Origin of the sequence: Streptomyces sp. NPDC003247, from assembly GCF_042888135.1 — a bacterium.
Lineage (GTDB): Bacteria > Actinomycetota > Actinomycetes > Streptomycetales > Streptomycetaceae > Streptomyces.
Genome location: NZ_JBIAPF010000016.1, coordinates 36,222 through 54,379, shown reverse-complemented (window position 1 = coordinate 54,379; position 18,158 = coordinate 36,222). Strand labels below are relative to the sequence as shown.

Below are 18,158 nucleotides of genomic sequence, written 5' to 3'. Positions count from 1 at the left end.
CGTGAAGGCCACCACCGAGCCCACCCCGCTCGCCCCGGACACCATCCTCTGGGACATCGCCGGCGACGTGCGCCTGCTGTTCTCGCTGCCCGCCGCGCTCGTCCTCCAGGTCGCCCACCCGGCGGTCGGCGCCGGTGTCGACGACCACTCGGTGTTCCGCACCGACCCCTGGGGACGGGCCGAACGCTCCCTGGAATCACTCCAGTTGTGGGTGTACGGCGGCGAGCGGGCGATCGAGGAAGGGCGCCGGCTGCGCCGACTGCACAAGACCATCAGCGGCACCGACAGCCGGGGCCGCTCCTACCACGCGCTCACCCCCGCCTACTACGCCTGGGTGCACGCCACCGCCTACCCCGTCTTCCTGCGGGCGGCGCGCTACCTCTCCCGCCCGCTCGCCCCCGACGACGAACGCCGCCTCTACGACGAGCTGCTCCAGCTCGGCGGCATCCTCGGCATCCACCCCCGGGACATGCCGAGGACCCCCGAGGAGTTCTGGCCCTACTTCGACGCGATGGTCGACCGGGAACTGGAGCGGACGGCCGTGGTGGACGAACTGCTCGACCCGCGCCGCCCCGTGCCGCCGCCCCCGGGCGCCGGTGCGCCGCTGCGTCGGCTCTGGCCGGTCCTGCGGCGCCCGCTCGCCCGTCTGCACGTCTTCGTCACCGCCGGACTCCTCCCGCCCGCCGCCCGCGACCGACTCGGCGTGACCTGGACGGCACGGGACGAACGCCGGCTGAAACGCCTCGGCGCCGTCGTCCGCACCGTCGTCCCGCTGCTGCCGGAACGACTGCGCTACCTGCCCACCGCCAGAGCCGCACGAGCGAGGGCCGCCGCGACGGCACACACTCCCGGCGTGACGGCACACACTCCCGCCGCCCGCGGCGAACCGGCTCCCCGCCCGAGATGAGGCGACCGCGACCGGGCTGGCGACCGGCGGCACCCCACGGCAGCCGGCACCTCCACCGCCGCGCCGCCGCCGTGCCGCCGCCGGATCACCTCCGGACGGCCCCGGCCCACCCCGCCGGGCGCCCGGGCCCGGCCCCGCCGCCGTGCCCCCGTTTGACGGGCCGTTTCGTGATCGATTACGTTCCCGCACGTCGGGCCGTGCCGGTCCGGCAGCAGTGGCATGCCCAGCCGGTGATGCGACCCCGGGCCGACGAGGCCCCGGGGGGCGTGAGTCCGGACCGAGTCGCCAGGAGCGCCGTGCGTGTCCGAGGCGGGGACGTGCCCCCTCCGTCGGGAGCCCGCTTGTCCCTGCACCTGCCGCACGCCCGTCCGCGCCGGTCCACGACGGCGCTGGTGGCGGCCGTCGCCGTCTCGCTCGTGCTCGCCTCCTGCTCCGCCGCCGAAAACTCCGGGGACTCCGGCGACCCCGAGGGGAAGCCGGCCACGGCGGAGGTGACGCCCCCGCCCGTCCACGGCGGCTTCGACTACCAGCTCGGCGGCGCCTACCCCCCGCCCGCCGGTACCTCGATCGTCGTCCGCGACCACACGGCGTCCCCCGCGCCGGGGACGTACTCCATCTGCTACGTCAACGCCTTCCAGGCCCAGCCGGACGCGGAAGGGGAGTGGGACGACGACCTGCTGCTGCGCGACGCGGACGGCGAGGTGGTCGTCGACCCGGACTGGGACGAGGCGCTCCTGGACATCCGCACCGCGGCCAAGCGCGACCGGGTGGCCCGCAAGGTGAACGCCTGGATCGACACGTGCGCGGACAAGGGCTTCGACGCCGTCGAGCCGGACAACTACGACACCTACACCCGCGCTCCCGACGGCCTGCTCACCGCCGACGACGCCAAGGCGTTCCTCACCCTGCTGGCCGGCCACGCGCACGCCGAGGGACTGGCCGTCGCCCAGAAGAACACGCCGGACCTGGCCGCCGACCGCGAGGAGGTCGGCCTGGACTTCGCCGTCGCGGAGGAGTGCGGCAGATACGACGAGTGCGACGCCTACACGGACGCGTTCGGCCGGCACGTCGTCGACGTCGAGTACGAGGAGCGGGGCATGGAGCGGGCCTGCGCGGGCTGGGGCGACGAGATCAGCGTCGTCCTGCGGGACCGGGACGTGGTCCCGCGGGACGACTCCGGTTACGTACGGGAGACCTGCGACAGCCTCTGATCCCGGGGGCCGTCCCCGCGCGGGGCGGGGCGGCCCCGGCTACGGGGTGCTGTCCATCGTGGCTGCCCTGCACGAGACCGTCCACACCGTGGGCGTCCCCGAGAAGGCGGCGCGCGCGATGCTCCTGCGCTGACCCGAGTGCTCCCCCGACCAGCCCGTGCCGCCTCCCCTTATGGGCGGCACGGGCCCCCTTGTGCGCCGTTCGTACCTCCGAGGAGACCCATGCCTTCCGCCCTGCCCGCCCTGACGTGGGCCGAGTCGGACCAGCGGGCCGTGGACACCGCGCGTGTCCTGGCCGCCGATGCCGTACAGAAGGTCGGCAACGGCCCTCCCGGTACTGCGATGAGCCTGGCGCCGGCTGGGTAAGCGCCACTCCACCCAGCCCGCCCCGCACGGTCTCGCCCTCAGCCGCCAGGGCCTGCCCACCTACGCCCGTAACCCGGACGCGGCGCGCGGCGGTTACGTCCTGGCCGAGTCCTCGACGGCCACCCCGGACGTCGTCCTGATCGCCACCGGCTCCGAGGTGCGGCTCGCCGTCGCGGCCCGTGAGCTGCTGGAGGCCGAGGGGATCGGCACCCGGGTGGTGTCGATGCCGTCCGTGGAGTGGTTCGAGGAGCAGCCGGCCGCCTACCGCGACAGCGTGCTGCCGCCGTCCGTGAAGGCCCGCGTCGCCGTCGAGGCGGGCATCGGACTGGCCTGGCACAAGTACACCGGGGACGCCGGCCGCAACGGCGCGCCCGTGCGGGCCGCGAGGCCGTCGGCCGTCACCCCCGGGGCGGTCTCGACGACCGCGAGGCCGTCCGGGGTGATGTCGAAGACGCCCAGGTCGGTGATGACGCGGTGCACGCAGGCGCGGCCGGTGAGCGGCAGCGTGCAGGTGTCGACGAGTTTCGGCGTGCCGTCCTTCGCCGTGTGCTCCATCACGACGATCACGCGGCGGGCGCCGTGCACCAGGTCCATGGCGCCCCCCATGCCCTTGATCATCCTGCCGGGGACGCTCCAGTTGGCCAGGTCGCCGCGGGCGGACACCTGGAGGGCGCCCAGGACGGCGGTGTCGATGTGCCCGCCTCTGATCATGGCGAAGGACAGCGCCGAGTCGAAGAACGAGGCGCCGGGCAGCACGGTCACCGTCTCCTTCCCGGCGTTGATCAGATCGGGGTCGACCTCCCGCTCGGCGGGGTAGGGGCCGGTGCCGAGGATGCCGTTCTCCGAGTGCAGGACCACCCGCACGTCCGGGGGCAGATGGTCCGGGATCGTCGTCGGCAGCCCGATGCCCAGGTTGACGTACGAGCCGTCGGTCAGCTCCTCGGCGGCCCGGGCCGCCATCTGTTCGCGGGTCCAGCCCATCAGTCGCGCACCGTCCTCTTCTCGATCCTCTTGGGGCCGGCCTGCTCGGGGGTGAGGGCGACGACGCGCTGCACGAACACGCCCGGCAGATGGACCTCTTCGGGAGCGAGGGCACCCGGTTCGACCAGTTCCTCGACCTCCGCGACGGTGACGCGGCCGGCCATCGCGGCCAGCGGGTTGAAGTTGGCCGCGGCCCTGCGGAAGACCAGGTTGCCGTGACGGTCGCCGCGCCACGCGCGGACCAGTGCGAAGTCGGTGGTGATGCCGTGCTCCAGGACGTGGGTCCGCTCGCCGAACGTCCGGCTCTCCTTCCGCGGCGAGACGACGGCGACCGAGCCGTCCCGCGCGTACCGCCAGGGCAGACCGCCGTCCGCGACCTGTGTGCCGACACCGGCCGGGGTGTAGAACGCCGGGATGCCGGCGCCCCCGGCGCGCAGCCGTTCGGCGAGGGTGCCCTGGGGCACGAGTTCGACCTCCAGTTCGCCGGACAGGTACTGCCGGGCGAACTCCTTGTTCTCGCCCACGTACGAGCCGGTGACCCGGGCGATCCGGCCGGCGTCGAGCAGCACCCCGAGCCCGGCGCCGTCGACACCGCAGTTGTTGGACACCACCGACAGCCCCGTGGTGCCCCGGGCGTACAGGGCGGCGATCAGGACGTCCGGCACCCCGCTCAGGCCGAAGCCGCCGACGGCCAGTGACGAGCCGTCGGTGATGTCGTGGACCGCCTCGGCGGCCGTGGCGCGGACCTTGTTCACGGACGGGACTCCTTCACCGGCAGGGCCCGGTCGCCGGGTGGCTCCGGCACGGGCACGCGGAACAGGCGCAGTTGCAGGGCGAGGGTGGCGTAGTAGCCGACGAGCGTGGAGAGTTCGAAGAGGGCGGCGGCGCCCAGGGCCGCGTGCGCGGCCCTGTACCAGTCGTCGTCGAGCGGGTCGGACGGGGTGGCGAGGACCCGGGTGGCGGACCACGCGGCCCGCTCGTACGGGTCGGTGAAGCCCGGGTCGCGGCCCTCGCGCAGGGCGTGTACCTCGGTGTCGGTGAGCCCGGCGGCCCGGCCCGCCGGCTCGTGCGCGTGGCGCTCGAAGGCGCTGTCCCACACGGCGGCGACGACGAGGACGGCGGTCTCGCGGACCCTGGGCGGGAGGGCGGCGCGGTAGCGGATCGCCGCCCCGAGGGCCTGGAGGTCGCGGCCCAGCCCGGGGCTGAACAGCATCGCGTTGAAGGGGCCGTTGAGGCGCCCTTCGGGGTCGGTGAGGGCGAACGGCTGCGGGCCGTCGCCGCGCGGGCCGCCGGTGATCTCCTCGTACAGGGCCCGTTGGGCGGGGGAGAGGCGGGCGGGGTGCAGGAGGGGCAGCCGGCCGGGTGGGGTCGGGGACACGGTTCGCTCCGTACGCGCAGGGGTCGGCGGGGTGGTCGGTGGGGTGGGTGCTCGGTCCGGGGGGCTTCACCGGTCCGTGGCGCCGGGGTCGGTCTCCCCGGTCGGGTCCGCCGCCTCGCGGGCCAGTGCGGTGAGGTCCGCGTCGGTGAGCAGCCGGCCCTCCCGCGCCATGAGGTCGCGGGCCCGGTGCAGGACGGCGTCCACCTGGGCGGTGGTGATGTCGACACCGAGCGCGGCCAGTTTGTCCGCGAGCGTGTAGGGGCCGCTGTCGGGGGTGAAGGGGACCGTGCGCGCGTTGCCGACGAGGGCGGGCTCCAGGCAGTTGTGCAGCAGCGGGTCGACCGCGGTCTCCTGGGTGATGATGTCCATGCCGCCCCAGGAGAACGCGTGGGTACCGGTCACGGGGTGGTTCCAGGCGAGGTGGTAGCCCGTCAACCGCTCGCCCGCGCGGGCGAGTTCGGTGAGCCGTTCGGTCCTGAGGCCGGTGCGCACGTCGTACAGGGCCTCGAAGGCGAGCGCGGTGGCGGCCAGGTCGGCGTTGCCGGGGCCGCCGCAGTAGCCGTTGACCGACAGTTCGACGACATGGGCTCCGGCGCGGACGGCGGCCAGGGAGCAGGCGACCGCCAGCCCGAACGTGTTGTGCGGGTGCAGGCCGATGTCGACACCGGGGGCGAGTTCCGCGGTGCGGGCGACCAGATGGGCGTAGGCCTCGGGGCTCATGGCGCCCGGCCCGTCGAAGAGCGTGAGCTCGGTGGCGCCCGCGCCGGTCAGCGCGGTCACCGACTCCTCGAGGATCTCGTCGGTGAGGTAGGAGACCATCAGCATCGGGACGACGGCGTCCAGCCCGCGGGAACGGGCGTGCCGGATCAGGGGCACGGCGCGGGCGAGGACGTCCGCGCGGTCGCGGGGGGTGTCCTGGCCGCGCCGGTCCTCCCCCCGCCAGGCCTGCGCGTATGCCGCCGGCTGGTAGATCCGGGAGGCCTCGCCGAGGCCCTGGACCCAGATCTGCACGGCGTCGTAGCCCGCGTCGGCGGCCCGGTCGACGTCCTCGGTGGTGCGCGGCAGCGGCAGCACGGCCCGGCAGTCGGGGTTCTCGCCCTTGACGACCTCGACCTCGGCGCGCAGCGCCTTGTCGTCCCGTCGGGCGAGGCCGGCGGTGACGACCTCGCGGACACCGGCCCGGACGAGCCGGCGCAGGTACGCCTCCTTCGCCTCGGTGGAGGCGACGACGCCCGGCAGGGTCTCCACCGACCGCAGGGTGGCGTCGCGCAGCCGCACCGACTCCGGCATCGGCCCGCGTACGTCCGGGCGGCGGGTCAGCGGGCTCACCGACCAGCGCCCCGGCTCGTAGGCGCCCGGCGCGCGGCGGACGGCCAGCTCCGCGCGGAAGCGGGCGATCTCCTCGTCGGTGAAGACGGCCGGCTTGTCCATGGATCCCTCCGGAGAACGAACGTGCGACGACGGGTCTGGCGGAGTGCCATTCAAACACCCTCACTCGTCAGCTGTCGACACTAATGCCGGATCTGATCAGTGAGAGTCGTAACTGAGCTGCGTGAACACGCTTCGGTGTTTACTTTCTGTCGACACTACGGGAGACTGTCGACAGTCGCACGGTCCCCAGGCCCCGTCCGGGCCCCGCGCCCGGAGTGCCGCGCCTGACGCCCGACGCACGACCCCGCCCGACGCCCCACCCCGCCTCACGCGCCGTGCGACCCCCGCGGGTGTCGACCGCGCGCCTCCCGCACCCCCGCTCGGCCCGGCCCCTCACCCCCCACCCGGACCCAGCCCGAACCAAGGAGACACCCGTGACCCAGGACGTGCCCCCCGCACGCCCCGGCCGTCTGGCCGGGCGCATCGCCGTCGTCAGCGGCGCCGGCAGCGTCGGCCCCGGCTGGGGCAACGGCCGCGCCACCGCCGTCGTCTTCGCCCGCGAGGGCGCCACCGTGCACCTGACCGACCGGGACGAGGAGTCCCTGGAGGTCACCGCCGAGCAGATCCGGCAGGAGGGCGGCACCGCGCACACCCACCTGCTCGACGTCACCGAACCGGACGCCGTCGAGGCCTTCTTCGCACGGACCGAGCGGCAGGCCGGCCGCATCGACATCCTCGTCAACAACGTCGGCGGCTCCCGGGCCGGCGGAGCGGCCGAACTGTCCCTGGAGGACTGGGACGGCCAGCTGCGCACCAACCTCACCAGCGCCTTCCTGGCCTGCAAGCACGTCGTCCCGGTCATGCGGCGCGGCGGTGGGGGAGCGATCGTCAACACCGCCTCGGCGTCCGGCCTGCGCTGGACCGGCGCCGCACAGGTGGGCTACGCGGCGGCCAAGGCCGCGGTCATCCAGATGTCCCGCGTCACCGCCGTCCAGTACGCCCCCGACAACATCCGGGTGAACACCGTCGTCCCCGGGCAACTGCACACCCCCATGGTCGAGGCGCGCCTCGCCCACCAGCGCGCCGGCGGCGACGTGGACCGGCTCCTCGCCCAGCGGCAGGCCCGCATCCCGCTCGGCTTCATGGGCGACGGCCGGGACACCGCGTACGCGGCGCTCTTCCTGGCGTCCGAGGAGGCCCGCTTCGTCACCGGTACGGAGATCGTCGTCGACGGCGGAATGACGGCGCGCTGTGACTGAACCCGCCCTCCACACGGCCCGCTCGGCCCCCTCGCCGGGCTGCCCGCCTCCGCACCCGGCGCCCCGCAGACCCACGCTGGCGCTGCCGCCCGGCAGTTGCGACGCGCACTGCCACATCCTCGGCCCGGCCGCCGTCTTCCCGTACGCCCCGGAGCGCACCTTCACCCCGGTCGACGCCCCCAAGGAGCAGATCGCCGCCCTCCACGCCCACCTCGGCCTGACCCGGGCGGTGGTCGTCCAGTCGTCCTGCAACGGCTCCGACCACCGGACACTCCTGGACGCCCTGACGGCCGGCCGGGGCCGGCTGCGCGGGGTCGCCCTGATCGGCGAGCGGACCACCCGGGCGGAGATCGAACGGCTGCACCGCGCCGGAGTCCGCGGCTTCCGCCTCAACTTCCTGCCGCACCTGCGCACCGCGCCCACCCGCCAGGAGATCGACTCGGTGCTGGAGCGCGTCGACGGCCTCGGCTGGGCCGTCGAACTCCACCTCACCGGCGCCGAGGTCGTCGCCCACGAGTCCCTGATCCGCTCCCTGCCCGGCCGCGTGATCGTCGACCATCTCGCCCGGGTCGACCTCGCGGAAGGGCCGCGCAGCCCCGCCCTGCGCAGCCTGCGCTCCCTCCTCGACACCGGTGACGTCTGGCTCAAGGTGAGCGGCGTGGACCGGGTCTCCCGGCAGGGGCCGCCCTACGCGGACGCCGTGGCGCTGGCCGCGTCGTTCGTGGCGCACGCGCCCGAGCGGGTCGTGTGGGGCACCGACTACCCGCACGTGAACATCGACGGCGCCGCCCCCGACGACGGACTCCTGGTGGACCTGCTGGCCGACCTCGCCCCCGACCCCGTCCTGCTGCGCCGCCTCATGGTCGACAACCCGGCCGACCTCTTCGACTTCCCGCCCGTACTTCCCGGACCCTCCGAGTCCTTCGAATCCCCCGCACGTCCCGAGGAGCGGACATGACCCTCTTCGACGGCACCTTCCTCACCCGGGGCGCCCCCGGCTACGAGGACGCCCGGCTCGGCGCCGTCTGGAACGAGCGCAAGCCCGACCGTCACCCCGACGCCATCCTCCTCGCCGCCTCCGACCGGGACGTCCAGGAGGGCGTGCGCTGGGCCGCCGGCCGCGGGCTGCGGGTCTCCGTCCGCTCCGGAGGGCACAGCTGGATCGGCAACGGCGTGCGCGACGGCGGTCTGCTGATCGACCTCTCCGCCCTCGACGAGGTCGTCGTGGACGCCCCCCGCCGCCGCGCCACCGTCCGGCCCGCCGTCCAGGGGTCCCGCCTCAACGCGCTGCTCGACGCCGAGGGCCTGGTCTTCCCCAGCGGCCACTGCCCGTCCGTCGGCGTGGGCGGATTCCTGATCGGCGGCGGCTACGGCTGGAACTCCCGGCACCTCGGGCCGGCCTGCTTCAGCGTGGAGGCGGTCGACGCCGTCCTGGCCGACGGCACCCTGGTGCACGCCACCGACGAGACCCATCCCGACCTCATGTGGGCGGTGCGCGGTTCCGGGCCCGGCTTCTTCGCCGTGGTGACCCGCTTCCACCTGCGGGTGTACCCGGCGTACGACCGCATCCTGCGCAGCGCGTACGTCTTCCCGTACGAACTGCGCGACGAGGTGCTGGCCTGGACCTACGAGACCGTCCCGGCGCTCGCGGACTCCCTGGAGCTGTCGGCGAAGGTCGCCTTCACCCCGGGCGTGCCGCGCCCCACCACGATGATCACTGCCGCCGCCTTCTGCACCCCCGGGCACGGGCCGGAGATGCTGGAGCCCCTGGAGAAGGCGCCGTTCCTCCACCACGCCCTGCGCGGGACCCAGCGGGCGCCCTCGACCCTGGACGACCTGTACGCCCTCTCCGACGCCCTGACCCCGCGGGGCCGGCGCTACGCCGTGGACGGGGTGTGGACGGGCGCGCCGGTGGACCGTGTGCTGGACGCCGGCCGCGACGTGCTGGACTCCCTGCCGGGCCCGGACAGCTTCCTGCTCTGGATGCTGTGGGGCGGCCAGGCCACCCGGGAGAACGCCTGCTGGTCCACCCAGGACCGGCTGTACTTCTCGCCGAACGCGGTGTGGGACGACCCCGCCGACGACCTGCGCCACGAGACCTGGGCGCACGACGCGCTGCGGGCGATGGCCCCGGTCGCCCAGGGCACTCAGTTCGCCGACGCCAACCCCGCCGACCGGCCCGACCACGGGCTGGAGCCGGACCGGGCGGCGCGGCTGGAGGAGCTGCGGCGCCGGTACGACCCGCAGGGGCTGTTCCGCGCCTATCTGTCCCCCGAGGAGTCCACCACGGCCCTCGCCGTACACCGGCGCCTCAACACACCGGCCTAGTGTCGACAGAAAGGCCAAATGGGCGGCGTACAGCCCCTTGACCCTCAATTTGTGTCGACAGTACCGTTCCGAATGTCTGCACCACCCAAGGAGCCGCACTTGTCCAGGACGCCCGATCCCCATCCTGCCCACTCCCCGCGCGGACCTGTCATCCGGCGTGGCGATGCGAGCTATGAGAGGGCCCGCCTCGACGCCGTGTGGAACGAGCGCAAACCGGACCGGTTCCCCGACGTCATCGTCGTCGCCGAGGACGAGCAGGACGTCGTCGCGGCCGTACGGCTCGCCAGGGCCGAGGGCCTGCGGGTCTCCGTCCGCTCCGGAGGGCACAGCTGGGTCGGCAACGGCGTGCGCGACGGCGGTCTGCTGGTCGACCTCTCGCGCCTCCAGGACATCACCGTCGACCCGCGCACCCGCACCGCCGCCGTCCAGCCGTCCGCCAAGGGACCCGCGATCCAGCGGGCCCTCGCCCCGCACGGCCTGTTCTTCCCGACCGGCCACGCCCCCACCGTGGGCATCGGAGGCTTCATCCTCGGCGGCGGCTACGGCTGGAACTCCCGGCACCTCGGGCCGGCCTGTCTGAGCATCCGCGCGATCGACGTGGTCCTCGCCGACGGCACCCTGGTCCACGCCACCGACGAGACCCACCCCGATCTGCTGTGGGCGGCCCGGGGCAGCGGTCCCGGGTTCTTCGGCGTCGTCACCCGCTTCCACCTCGCCGTGCACGACCGCCCGACCGAGATCAGGCGGACCGTGCACAGCTACCCCCTCGCCCTCCGCGACGAGGTGCTCGCCTGGTCCTACGACCTCCTGGAGCGGCTGCCCACCACCGTGGAGTTCTCCGCCAAGGCCGGCTTCACCCCCGGCCTCGGCGCCCCCGCCGTCTCCCTCACCGCCACCGCCTTCTGCACCCCCGAACACGGCCCGGAGGCACTGGCACCCCTGGAGGACGCGCCCTTCCGCGACCGGGCCCTGAAGGCCGTGACGAACGAGCCCACCACCATCGAGGAGCTGTACGACATCGCCGACCGGCTCAACCCCGAGGGGCTGCGCTGGGCCGTGGACGGCGTCTGGGCCGACGGCTCCGCCGACGAGATCCTCCGCGCCGCCCGGCCGGTGCTGGACGGCACCCCCGACGGGACCGCCTTCGTGCTGTGGATGTTGTGGGGGCACTACCCGCCGCGTCCCGACGCCTGCTGGTCCGCGCAGGCCAAGGCCTACCTCTCGCCCAACGCCGGCTGGAGCGACCCGGCCGACGACCTGCGGCACGAGAACTGGGTGCACGGTTCCCTGGCCGCCGTCCAGCACCTGTCCAAGGGACTCCAGTTCTCCGACAACAACCTCGCCGACCGCCCCGACCTCGGCCTCAGCGCCGAGAACGCCGAACGGCTGGAGAAGATCCGCGGCGTGTACGACCCCGACGGGATCTTCCGCACCTACATGACCCCGGCCGAGTCCACCACCGCCTACGCGGCCGCCGCCCGCCCGTAGGGCCGCAGGGCCCCCACCGCGGCACCACCGCCGCAGCGAAGCCGCCACTTCCGTAACGCGGCCGCCGCCTCCGTGCGGAACCGCCACCACCGCGCGAGCCGCCACCACCGTGCAAAGGAGCACACCCCTCATGCCGAAGAGCACGACAAGCCCGAGAAGCCCGTTCCGCCGCCTCGCCGTCGGCGTCGTGGCCCTCGCCGTCACCGCCCCGGTCGCCGCCTGCGGCGCGGCGGACACCGCCACGTCCGCCGACAGCGGCGACGGCCCCGCGAAGATCACCGTGCTCCGCTCCAACGGCGCCCTGTTCGAGCCGCTGTACATCGCCGAGGAGCAGGGCTACTTCGAGGACGCGGGCCTCGACGTCACCATCAAGGCGGGCGCCCAGGACACCTCGCAGAACGCCCCGTCCGTCCTCAACGGCGAGGCCCAGTTCGCGATGACCGACAGCTCCGGCTTCCTCAAGGGGGCCGCTAAGAACATGCCCATCCGCATCGCCACCGGCCTGGTCTCCGCCACCACGAAGACCGACCCCACCGACGGACTGCTGGTGAAGGAGGACAGCTCCATCACCGGCTTCGCCGACCTGGAGGGCAAGACCGTGGGCCTGTCCGCCCTCGGCGGCACCATCCAGTTCATCGTCGAGTACCTCGTCGAGAAGGACGGCGGCGACCCGGACAAGGTCAAGTTCGTCTCCCTGCCGACCACCTCCCTCACCGACGCCGCCACCACCGGCAAGACCGACGCCGTCTACTCCTTCGGCGCCTTCTACGCGGCCGGCAAGCAGGCGGGCCTGCGCACGATCGGCAACGGGATGAACGACCTCCCCGGCATCACCCAGGGCGTGCTCTTCGCCACCCAGGAGTACCTGTCCGAGAACACAGCCACGGCGCAGAAGTTCACCGCCGCCATAGCCAAGGCGATCACCTACGCCAACGCGCACCCCGACGCGGTCAAGGCGATCGACAAGCAGTACACCCAGCTGTCCGCCGACTACATCGAGAACTCCGAGATCGCCTACTACGACAAGAACATCGACACCACCGTGATGCGCACCGTCATCACCAAGATGCACGACTACGGACTGCTCAGCAGCGCCCCCAAGGACGACGCCATCTACTGGGACAAGGCCCCGACGGTCACGTCCGGCGGCTGACGACGGCAGAGGTACACCACCATGGCCACAACCACGACGGGCCGGCGCCCGGCCCCGGACCGGGAGCGCCCCGCGCGGCGCGCCGGCGCCGGCGGTCCGGGGCGCCGGGTGCTCCCGATGCTCCAGCTCTCCGCGTTCCTGGCCGTCCTGGTCCTCTGGGCGGCGCTCGCGGCGGCCGGCCTGGTGAGCGCCACGGCGCTGCCCGGCCCGGCCGCGGTGTTCGGGCAGTTCCCCGAACTGCTCGGCAGCCCCGCCTACTGGCAGGCGGTGGGCGACACCCTGAACGGCGCGGTGACGGGCTTCGCCGCCGCCGCCGTGATCGGCGTCCCGCTGGGCCTGGTCACGGGGACCTACGCGGCCGCCGAGCAGTCGTCGCGGCTGCTCGTGGACGTCCTGCGGTCCTTCCCGGTGATCGCCCTGCTGCCGGTGTTCCTGCTGGTGCTGGGGTCGACACCGGCGATGAAGACCACGGTCGTCCTCCTCGCCTGCGTCTTCCCCGTGTTCCTCCAGGCCCAGTACGGCGCCCGGTCCGTGACCCCCATGATCGCGGAGACGATGGACGCCTACCGCGTCCCCCGGCACCTGCGGTTCCGCAAGGTGATCCTGCCCAGCGCCACCCCGTCGGTGATGACCGGGCTGCGGCTGGCGGCGACCACCTCCGTGCTCGTGGCGATCGGCGTCGAGGTGCTCACCACGCTGCCGGGGATCGGCCACGAGGTCGTCCAGGCGCAGCAGGGCGGCGCGGCGGCGCGGGCGTACGCGTACATCATCACCGCGGGCGCGATCGGCTGGTCGATCACCCTGCTGTCCCAGTCCGCCGAACGGCGCCTGCTGCGCTGGCGCCCCCCGGCGCACACCGACTGAGGCGGGGAGGCTTCATGTCCACGCGTTCCTCGCGCGCCCTCGCGGCGACCCTGCTCAAGCAGCTCTGGCTGCCCGTCCTGTGCGTCGCCGTCCTGCTGCTCGCCACGGCCGGCAACACCAGCTTCTACTTCCCGCCGGCCACCGAGGTGCTCGCCACCCTGTGGCGGGAGCTGGTGCACGGCTCGCTCGTCGGCGACCTGCTGTTCTCCCTGCGCAACATCGCCCTCGGCCTGGCCGTCGCCACGGTCGTCGGCGTGGGCGCCGGACTCGTCATCGGCGAGGTCGAGCCGCTGCGGCAGGCGACCGGCCCCCTGCTGGACTTCGCGCGGGCCACCCCGACGGTGGCGTTCGTCCCCGTCATCATCCTGACCCTCGGCATCGGCTCGGGCCCGAAGGTCTTCCTGATCGCCCTCGGCTCGCTCTGGCCGATCCTGCTCAACACCGTCAGCGGGGTGCACGGCATCAACCCGGCCGTGCACGAGACCGCGCGCAGCTACCGCGTCCCGTGGCGGCTGCGGCTGCTGAAGGTGGTGCTGCCCGGCGCGCTGCCGCAGATCTTCGCCGGCGTCCGCGTCGCCCTGTCGATCGCCGTGGTCCTCATGGTGGTCAGCGAGATCTATGGGTCCCCGGTGGGCCTCGGCAACTTCATCCTCCAGAGCGGTTCGAGCTTCGCCGTCCCCGAGACCTGGGCCGGCACCGTGCTGATCGGCATCCTCGGCTACGGCCTGAGCGTGCTCCTCCTCGCGGCCGAGCACCTGCTGCTCGGCTGGTACCACCAGCGTCCGCCGCGCGCCCGGCGGACCACGTCCCGGAACGAGGTCACATCGTCATGCAGCGACACATGAGGGCGGGCGGATCCAGCCTGGTCGTCGAGGACGTCGGCAAGACGTTCGGCCACGGCGCGGACGAGCACCGGGTGATCGAAGGCCTGTCGCTGCGGGTCGACCCCGGCGAGCTGGTCTGTGTCGTCGGCCCGTCCGGCGCGGGCAAGACCACCCTGCTGCGCTGTCTGTCCGGCCTGATCCGGCCCACCTCCGGCACGATCCGCTACGGCGGCGAACCGCTCACCCGGCCGCACGCCGACATCGCGGTCGTCTTCCAGGACTACCGCGGATCGCTGCTGCCGTGGATGCGGGTCCGGGACAACGTGGCCTTCCCCCTGGAGGGCACGGGGGTCAAGCGCGCCGTGCGCAACCGGCGGGCCGAGGAGTGCCTGGACGCCGTCGGCCTGGCGGGCGTCGGCGACAAGTACCCCTGGCAGCTGTCGGGCGGTATGCAGCAGCGGGTGGCCATCGCCCGCGGCCTCGCCTACGAGGCGCCCGTGCTGCTGATGGACGAGCCCTTCGGGTCGGTCGACGCCCAGTCCCGCTTCGACCTGGAGGACCTCACCCTCTCGCTCCGCGCCGACCTCGGCATCACCGTGATCGTCGTCACCCACGACATCGACGAGGCCGTCTACCTGGGCGACCGGGTGGTCGTCCTCGGCGGCCGGCCGACCACGGTCGTCGACAGCCTCGACGTCGGCCTCGGCACCGACCGGGACCAGATCACCACCCGTGCCGACCCCCGCTTCACCGACCTGCGGACCCGGGTGCTCACCCGGATCCGCGAGGCCCAGGCGCCCGCGGGACCGCCGGTACGGCACGACCGGGCGTCCGGAAAGGACGACGCACCGGCCGCCCTCGGCCCGGACGCGGGCCGGGAGAAGACGGGGCGGGCGGTGCGCTGACCGGTGACGCGCTTCGACCACGTGGGCATCTCGGTGCCCGACCTGGAGGCCGCCGCCTCCTGGTACCGCGCCGCCCTCGGCCTCACGGCCGCCCCGGTGTTCGCCGTGCCGGGCACGGACCTGCGCGGGGTGATGCTCCTGCACCCCAGCGGTTACCGCGTCGAACTGCTGCACCGGCCCTCGGCCCGGCCGGGGCCGGTGCCGGGCGGCCCGCTGGAGGCGGCGGCCACGCACGGCTTCGGGCACATGTGCCTGTGCGTCGAGGACGTGGCCGCGGAGTTCACCCGGCTCGTCGCGGCCGGCGCGGGGATCGCCATGACCCCGCGTCCCGCCCCGCGCCCGGGCGCCCTCATGGCCTTCGTCACCGACCCCTACGGCAACCTCATCGAACTGCTCGACCGCACCTGACCGACGGCACGCGCCGGAGGGCGGCCCCGACCACCTGGCGGGGCCGCCCTCCGGCGCGTGCCGTCACCCCGCGGGGCACGGCGTACGCGGGCACGCGCGAGGACGCCCCCGCCCGGGAACCGGTGCGGGGGCGTCGCGGGCCCGGACGCTCAGGCGCCGATCATGTTGTAGCCGCCGTCGGCGACGAGGAACCCGCCCGTGATGTGGTGCGCGTCCTCGGTGGCCAGGAACAGCGCCGCCCCGGCCAGTTCCTCCGGTCCCGGGATGCGCCCCATCGGAGTGGCCTTGCGCAACTGCTCCCCGCGCCCGCCCTTCCAGTCCTCGCGGCCCAGGGTCGCCGTCGTCCCGATGAACCCGGGGGCGAAGACGTTGACCCGGACGGCCGGGGCGAAGGCGTGGGCGTACGACTTGGTCAGCCCGATGATCCCGTACTTCGCCGCCGCGTACTGCGGCGCCCGCGCGCTGCCGCGCGCCACCACCGTGGAGCCGATGTTGACGATCGCCCCGCCCCCCTCCTGCTCCAGCATCCGCGCGCCGAACTCGTGCGTGCACAGCAGCGTGCCCTTCACGTCGACGGCGAGCACGTGGTCGACGGACTCCTCGGTCAGGTCCCGCCAGGACATCTGCTCCCGGGCCACGTCACCGACGTTGTTGACCGCCACGTCGAGCCGGCCGAACGCGCTGAAGACCTCGTCGGCCATCCGCCGGATCTGGTCGTGCTCGGCGATGTCGGCCTGCACGACCAGGGCCTTGCGGCCCAGCGCGGCCACCCGCTCGGCGGTGGCCTCGGCGCCCGCGCGCGAACTGCGGTAGTGGACGGCGACATCGGCGCCCTCCTGGGCGGCCCGGACCGCGATCTCGGCGCCGAAACCGGTGCCGGCGCCGGTGACCAGCACGGTCTTTCCGGTGAAACGCTGGGGGTGGGGCATGGCGACTCCTTCGAAGGGGGGAGGGGAGGGTCCTCAGGGTCAGACGAGGGTCCGGCCGCCGTCGGCGTACAGCACCTGGCCGGTGACGAAGGCGGCCTCCGGGGAGGCGAGGAACAGGGCGGGGCCCACCAGGTCGCCGGGCCGGCCGAGACGCCCGGCCGGCACCAGCGCCTCCATCGAGGCCCGCATACCGGGCTTGGCGAGGTACGCGCGGGTGAGGTCGGTCTCCGTGTAACCGGGGGCGACCGCGTTGACGGTGACGCCGTGCGGCGCCCACTCGCGGGCCATGACCCGCATCAGCTGGTTGACGCCGCCCTTGGTGGCGGCGTACGGCGCGTGGTCGCGGTGGGCGAGCAGGCCGGAGACGGAGGAGAGGTAGACGACGCGGCCGTAGCCGCCGGGCACCATGACGTCACCCACCGCCCGGCCCAGCCAGAACGCGCTGCTGAGGTTGATCGCGACGATCCGCTCCCACACCTCGTCCGGCGTCTCCAGCACGGGCCGGCGGTCGTTGGCGCCGACGGCGTGCACGAAGACGTCGAGCCCGCCGAGGTACCCCACGGCGTCCGCGACGGCGTCACGGCAGGCGCCGGCCGAGGTGAGGTCCACGCTCAGGCCGCGGACCGTGCCGCCCGCCTCGTCCGAGCCGGTGCGGGCGAGCCCGGCCAGTCCCGCGGGGTCGCGGTCGAGCACGACCACGTCCGCCCCCGCGTCCGCCAGGGCCTCGGTCACGGCGCTTCCGATCCCGCCGGCCCCGGCCACGAGCGCGCGGGCGCCGGTGAAGTTCCAGATCGTCTTCATGCCGGGGACCGTAATCGACAACCGCGCAAGGTGTCCACACTTTGCGGCCCTCTTGACGTCCATAACGGGAAGATGCAGGGTGAGTGTCGACAGTTACGAGGAGGTCTGATGAAACTGGTGACGTTCGACGAAGGACTCGTGGGCCGTCTGGACGGTGCCACGGTGGTCGAACTGGACGTGCCGTCGACCCGAGCGTTCTTCGAGCGCGACGGCCGGGTCCGCGAGACCGGGCGGACGTTCGCCCTGGCCGACGTCCGGCTGCGCGCGCCGATCGTGCCCAAGAAGTTCTTCCACACGGCCGGCAACTTCCGCGAGCACCACGAGGACCTGGAACGCGTCGACTGGTCGCACCCGGTCAACAAGGGCATCGTGTTCTTCCAGAACGTCGACGCGATCATCGGCCCCGACGACCCCATCGTCTACCCGGCGAACCTCACCCGGGAGATGGACTACGAGCTCGAACTCGCCGTCGTCATCGGCAGGCCCGGCCGGTTCTTCTCCGCCGAGCAGGCCGCCGACCACATCGCCGGCTACCTGGTCTTCAACGACATCACCGCGCGCGACATCCAGCGCCGCGAGATGGAGTCCGGCGTCTTCTCCTTCTCCAAGGCCATCGACACCTTCTGCCCGATCGGCCCGTACATCGTCACCGCCGACGAGATCGGCGACCCGCACGACCTGGACATGGAACTGCGGGTCAACGGCGACGTCCGGCAGAAGTCGAACACCTCCCGCATGTCCGTGTCGATCCCGCAGCTCGTCGCCTACCACTCCCCGCAGACCTACAGCGCGGGCGACATCATCACCACCGGCACCGTCGCCGGCGTCGCGGCGAGCACCGAGGACCCCTTCGCGAACTACCTCAAGCCCGGCGACGTCGTCGAGGCCGAGATCGAGGGACTCGGCGTGCTGCGCAACCGCGTCGTCTCCTGGCAGGACGCGCACGGCACGCCCGAACCGCCCGCCGAACACTGGGTGTGACGGC

General features: G+C 73.6%; 19 protein-coding genes and 1 pseudogene. 14 read left to right on the top strand and 6 right to left on the bottom strand.

The features are described from left to right. Position 1 precedes the first annotated feature (1 nt). The 4 genes and pseudogenes from ACFYWQ_RS37580 to ACFYWQ_RS37565 all read left to right on the top strand — a co-directional run. On the top strand, positions 2 to 907 hold the full coding sequence (locus ACFYWQ_RS37580; RefSeq protein ID WP_389523313.1) for an oxygenase MpaB family protein: 906 nt from the start codon (positions 2 to 4) through the stop codon (positions 905 to 907). A gap of 347 nt (positions 908 to 1,254) precedes the next feature. Then, positions 1,255 to 2,118 (top strand): endo alpha-1,4 polygalactosaminidase, encoded by an 864-nt coding sequence (locus tag ACFYWQ_RS37575; RefSeq protein WP_389523719.1) that lies wholly within the window; start codon positions 1,255 to 1,257, stop codon positions 2,116 to 2,118. A gap of 222 nt (positions 2,119 to 2,340) precedes the next feature. Next, positions 2,341 to 2,484, top strand: coding sequence for a hypothetical protein (locus tag ACFYWQ_RS37570; RefSeq protein WP_389523312.1), 144 nt, complete (start codon positions 2,341 to 2,343; stop codon positions 2,482 to 2,484). Next, positions 2,465 to 2,845, top strand: a pseudogene (locus ACFYWQ_RS37565) (transketolase C-terminal domain-containing protein); the annotation flags it as partial. The gene ACFYWQ_RS37570 and the pseudogene ACFYWQ_RS37565, both read left to right, overlap by 20 nt. Here ACFYWQ_RS37565 and ACFYWQ_RS37560 read toward each other — a convergent pair. The 4 genes from ACFYWQ_RS37560 to ACFYWQ_RS37545 all read right to left on the bottom strand — a co-directional run bounded on the left by ACFYWQ_RS37560 (position 2,746) and on the right by ACFYWQ_RS37545 (position 6,274). Further along, a complete protein-coding gene (locus tag ACFYWQ_RS37560; protein WP_389523309.1) occupies positions 2,746 to 3,465 on the bottom strand; it encodes a CoA transferase subunit B in 720 nt (239 codons plus the stop codon). The pseudogene ACFYWQ_RS37565 and the gene ACFYWQ_RS37560 sit on opposite strands and share 100 nt — an antisense overlap. Further along, a complete protein-coding gene (locus ACFYWQ_RS37555) occupies positions 3,465 to 4,220 on the bottom strand; it encodes a CoA transferase subunit A (protein WP_389523306.1) in 756 nt (251 codons plus the stop codon). Before ACFYWQ_RS37555 ends, ACFYWQ_RS37560 begins: the two co-directional genes overlap by 1 nt. Continuing rightward, positions 4,217 to 4,843 carry a carboxymuconolactone decarboxylase family protein gene (locus ACFYWQ_RS37550; protein ID WP_389523304.1) on the bottom strand — a complete coding sequence of 209 codons (627 nt, stop codon included), beginning with the start codon at positions 4,841 to 4,843 and terminating at the stop codon, positions 4,217 to 4,219. Before ACFYWQ_RS37550 ends, ACFYWQ_RS37555 begins: the two co-directional genes overlap by 4 nt. A 66-nt stretch (positions 4,844 to 4,909) precedes the next feature. Beyond that, positions 4,910 to 6,274: a hypothetical protein gene (locus ACFYWQ_RS37545; RefSeq protein WP_389523301.1), complete on the bottom strand. Its 1,365-nt coding sequence runs from the start codon at positions 6,272 to 6,274 to the stop codon at positions 4,910 to 4,912. Positions 6,275 to 6,648: 374 nt separating this feature from the next. Here ACFYWQ_RS37545 and ACFYWQ_RS37540 point away from each other — a divergent pair, with 374 nt between their 5' ends. The 9 genes from ACFYWQ_RS37540 to ACFYWQ_RS37500 all read left to right on the top strand — a co-directional run bounded on the left by ACFYWQ_RS37540 (position 6,649) and on the right by ACFYWQ_RS37500 (position 15,443). Then, on the top strand, positions 6,649 to 7,473 hold the full coding sequence (locus ACFYWQ_RS37540; protein ID WP_389523299.1) for an SDR family NAD(P)-dependent oxidoreductase: 825 nt from the start codon (positions 6,649 to 6,651) through the stop codon (positions 7,471 to 7,473). After that, positions 7,466 to 8,431: an amidohydrolase family protein gene (locus tag ACFYWQ_RS37535; protein WP_389523297.1), complete on the top strand. Its 966-nt coding sequence runs from the start codon at positions 7,466 to 7,468 to the stop codon at positions 8,429 to 8,431. The genes ACFYWQ_RS37540 and ACFYWQ_RS37535 overlap by 8 nt, the downstream gene beginning before the upstream one ends. Continuing rightward, a complete protein-coding gene (locus tag ACFYWQ_RS37530; protein WP_389523294.1) occupies positions 8,428 to 9,801 on the top strand; it encodes an FAD-binding oxidoreductase in 1,374 nt (457 codons plus the stop codon). The genes ACFYWQ_RS37535 and ACFYWQ_RS37530 overlap by 4 nt, the downstream gene beginning before the upstream one ends. 99 nt (positions 9,802 to 9,900) lie before the next feature. Further along, positions 9,901 to 11,289, top strand: coding sequence for an FAD-binding oxidoreductase (locus ACFYWQ_RS37525; protein ID WP_389523292.1), 1,389 nt, complete (start codon positions 9,901 to 9,903; stop codon positions 11,287 to 11,289). 130 nt (positions 11,290 to 11,419) lie between these two features. Next, positions 11,420 to 12,442, top strand: a complete 1,023-nt coding sequence (locus tag ACFYWQ_RS37520) for an ABC transporter substrate-binding protein (protein WP_389523290.1) — start codon at positions 11,420 to 11,422, stop codon at positions 12,440 to 12,442. 21 nt (positions 12,443 to 12,463) lie between these two features. After that, positions 12,464 to 13,306, top strand: a complete 843-nt coding sequence (locus ACFYWQ_RS37515; RefSeq protein ID WP_389523288.1) for an ABC transporter permease — start codon at positions 12,464 to 12,466, stop codon at positions 13,304 to 13,306. Between the two features lie 14 nt (positions 13,307 to 13,320). After that, positions 13,321 to 14,151: an ABC transporter permease gene (locus ACFYWQ_RS37510; RefSeq protein WP_389523285.1), complete on the top strand. Its 831-nt coding sequence runs from the start codon at positions 13,321 to 13,323 to the stop codon at positions 14,149 to 14,151. Continuing rightward, positions 14,136 to 15,035 (top strand): ABC transporter ATP-binding protein, encoded by a 900-nt coding sequence (locus ACFYWQ_RS37505; RefSeq protein WP_389523282.1) that lies wholly within the window; start codon positions 14,136 to 14,138, stop codon positions 15,033 to 15,035. The genes ACFYWQ_RS37510 and ACFYWQ_RS37505 overlap by 16 nt, the downstream gene beginning before the upstream one ends. A 3-nt stretch (positions 15,036 to 15,038) precedes the next feature. Beyond that, complete coding sequence (locus ACFYWQ_RS37500) at positions 15,039 to 15,443, top strand: VOC family protein (protein ID WP_389523278.1); 405 nt, start codon at positions 15,039 to 15,041, stop codon at positions 15,441 to 15,443. A 149-nt stretch (positions 15,444 to 15,592) separates the two neighbouring features. Here the strand turns inward: ACFYWQ_RS37500 and ACFYWQ_RS37495 are convergent, their stop codons facing one another. Both ACFYWQ_RS37495 and ACFYWQ_RS37490 read right to left on the bottom strand, forming a co-directional pair. Beyond that, positions 15,593 to 16,372: an SDR family NAD(P)-dependent oxidoreductase gene (locus ACFYWQ_RS37495; RefSeq protein ID WP_389523275.1), complete on the bottom strand. Its 780-nt coding sequence runs from the start codon at positions 16,370 to 16,372 to the stop codon at positions 15,593 to 15,595. 39 nt (positions 16,373 to 16,411) lie between these two features. Then, positions 16,412 to 17,173: an SDR family NAD(P)-dependent oxidoreductase gene (locus ACFYWQ_RS37490; protein ID WP_389523273.1), complete on the bottom strand. Its 762-nt coding sequence runs from the start codon at positions 17,171 to 17,173 to the stop codon at positions 16,412 to 16,414. Positions 17,174 to 17,281: 108 nt separating this feature from the next. On the opposite strand from ACFYWQ_RS37490, the gene ACFYWQ_RS37485 reads away from it, so the two are divergent. Then, a complete protein-coding gene (locus ACFYWQ_RS37485) occupies positions 17,282 to 18,154 on the top strand; it encodes a fumarylacetoacetate hydrolase family protein (protein ID WP_389523270.1) in 873 nt (290 codons plus the stop codon). The last annotated feature ends 4 nt before the right edge of the window (positions 18,155 to 18,158 follow it).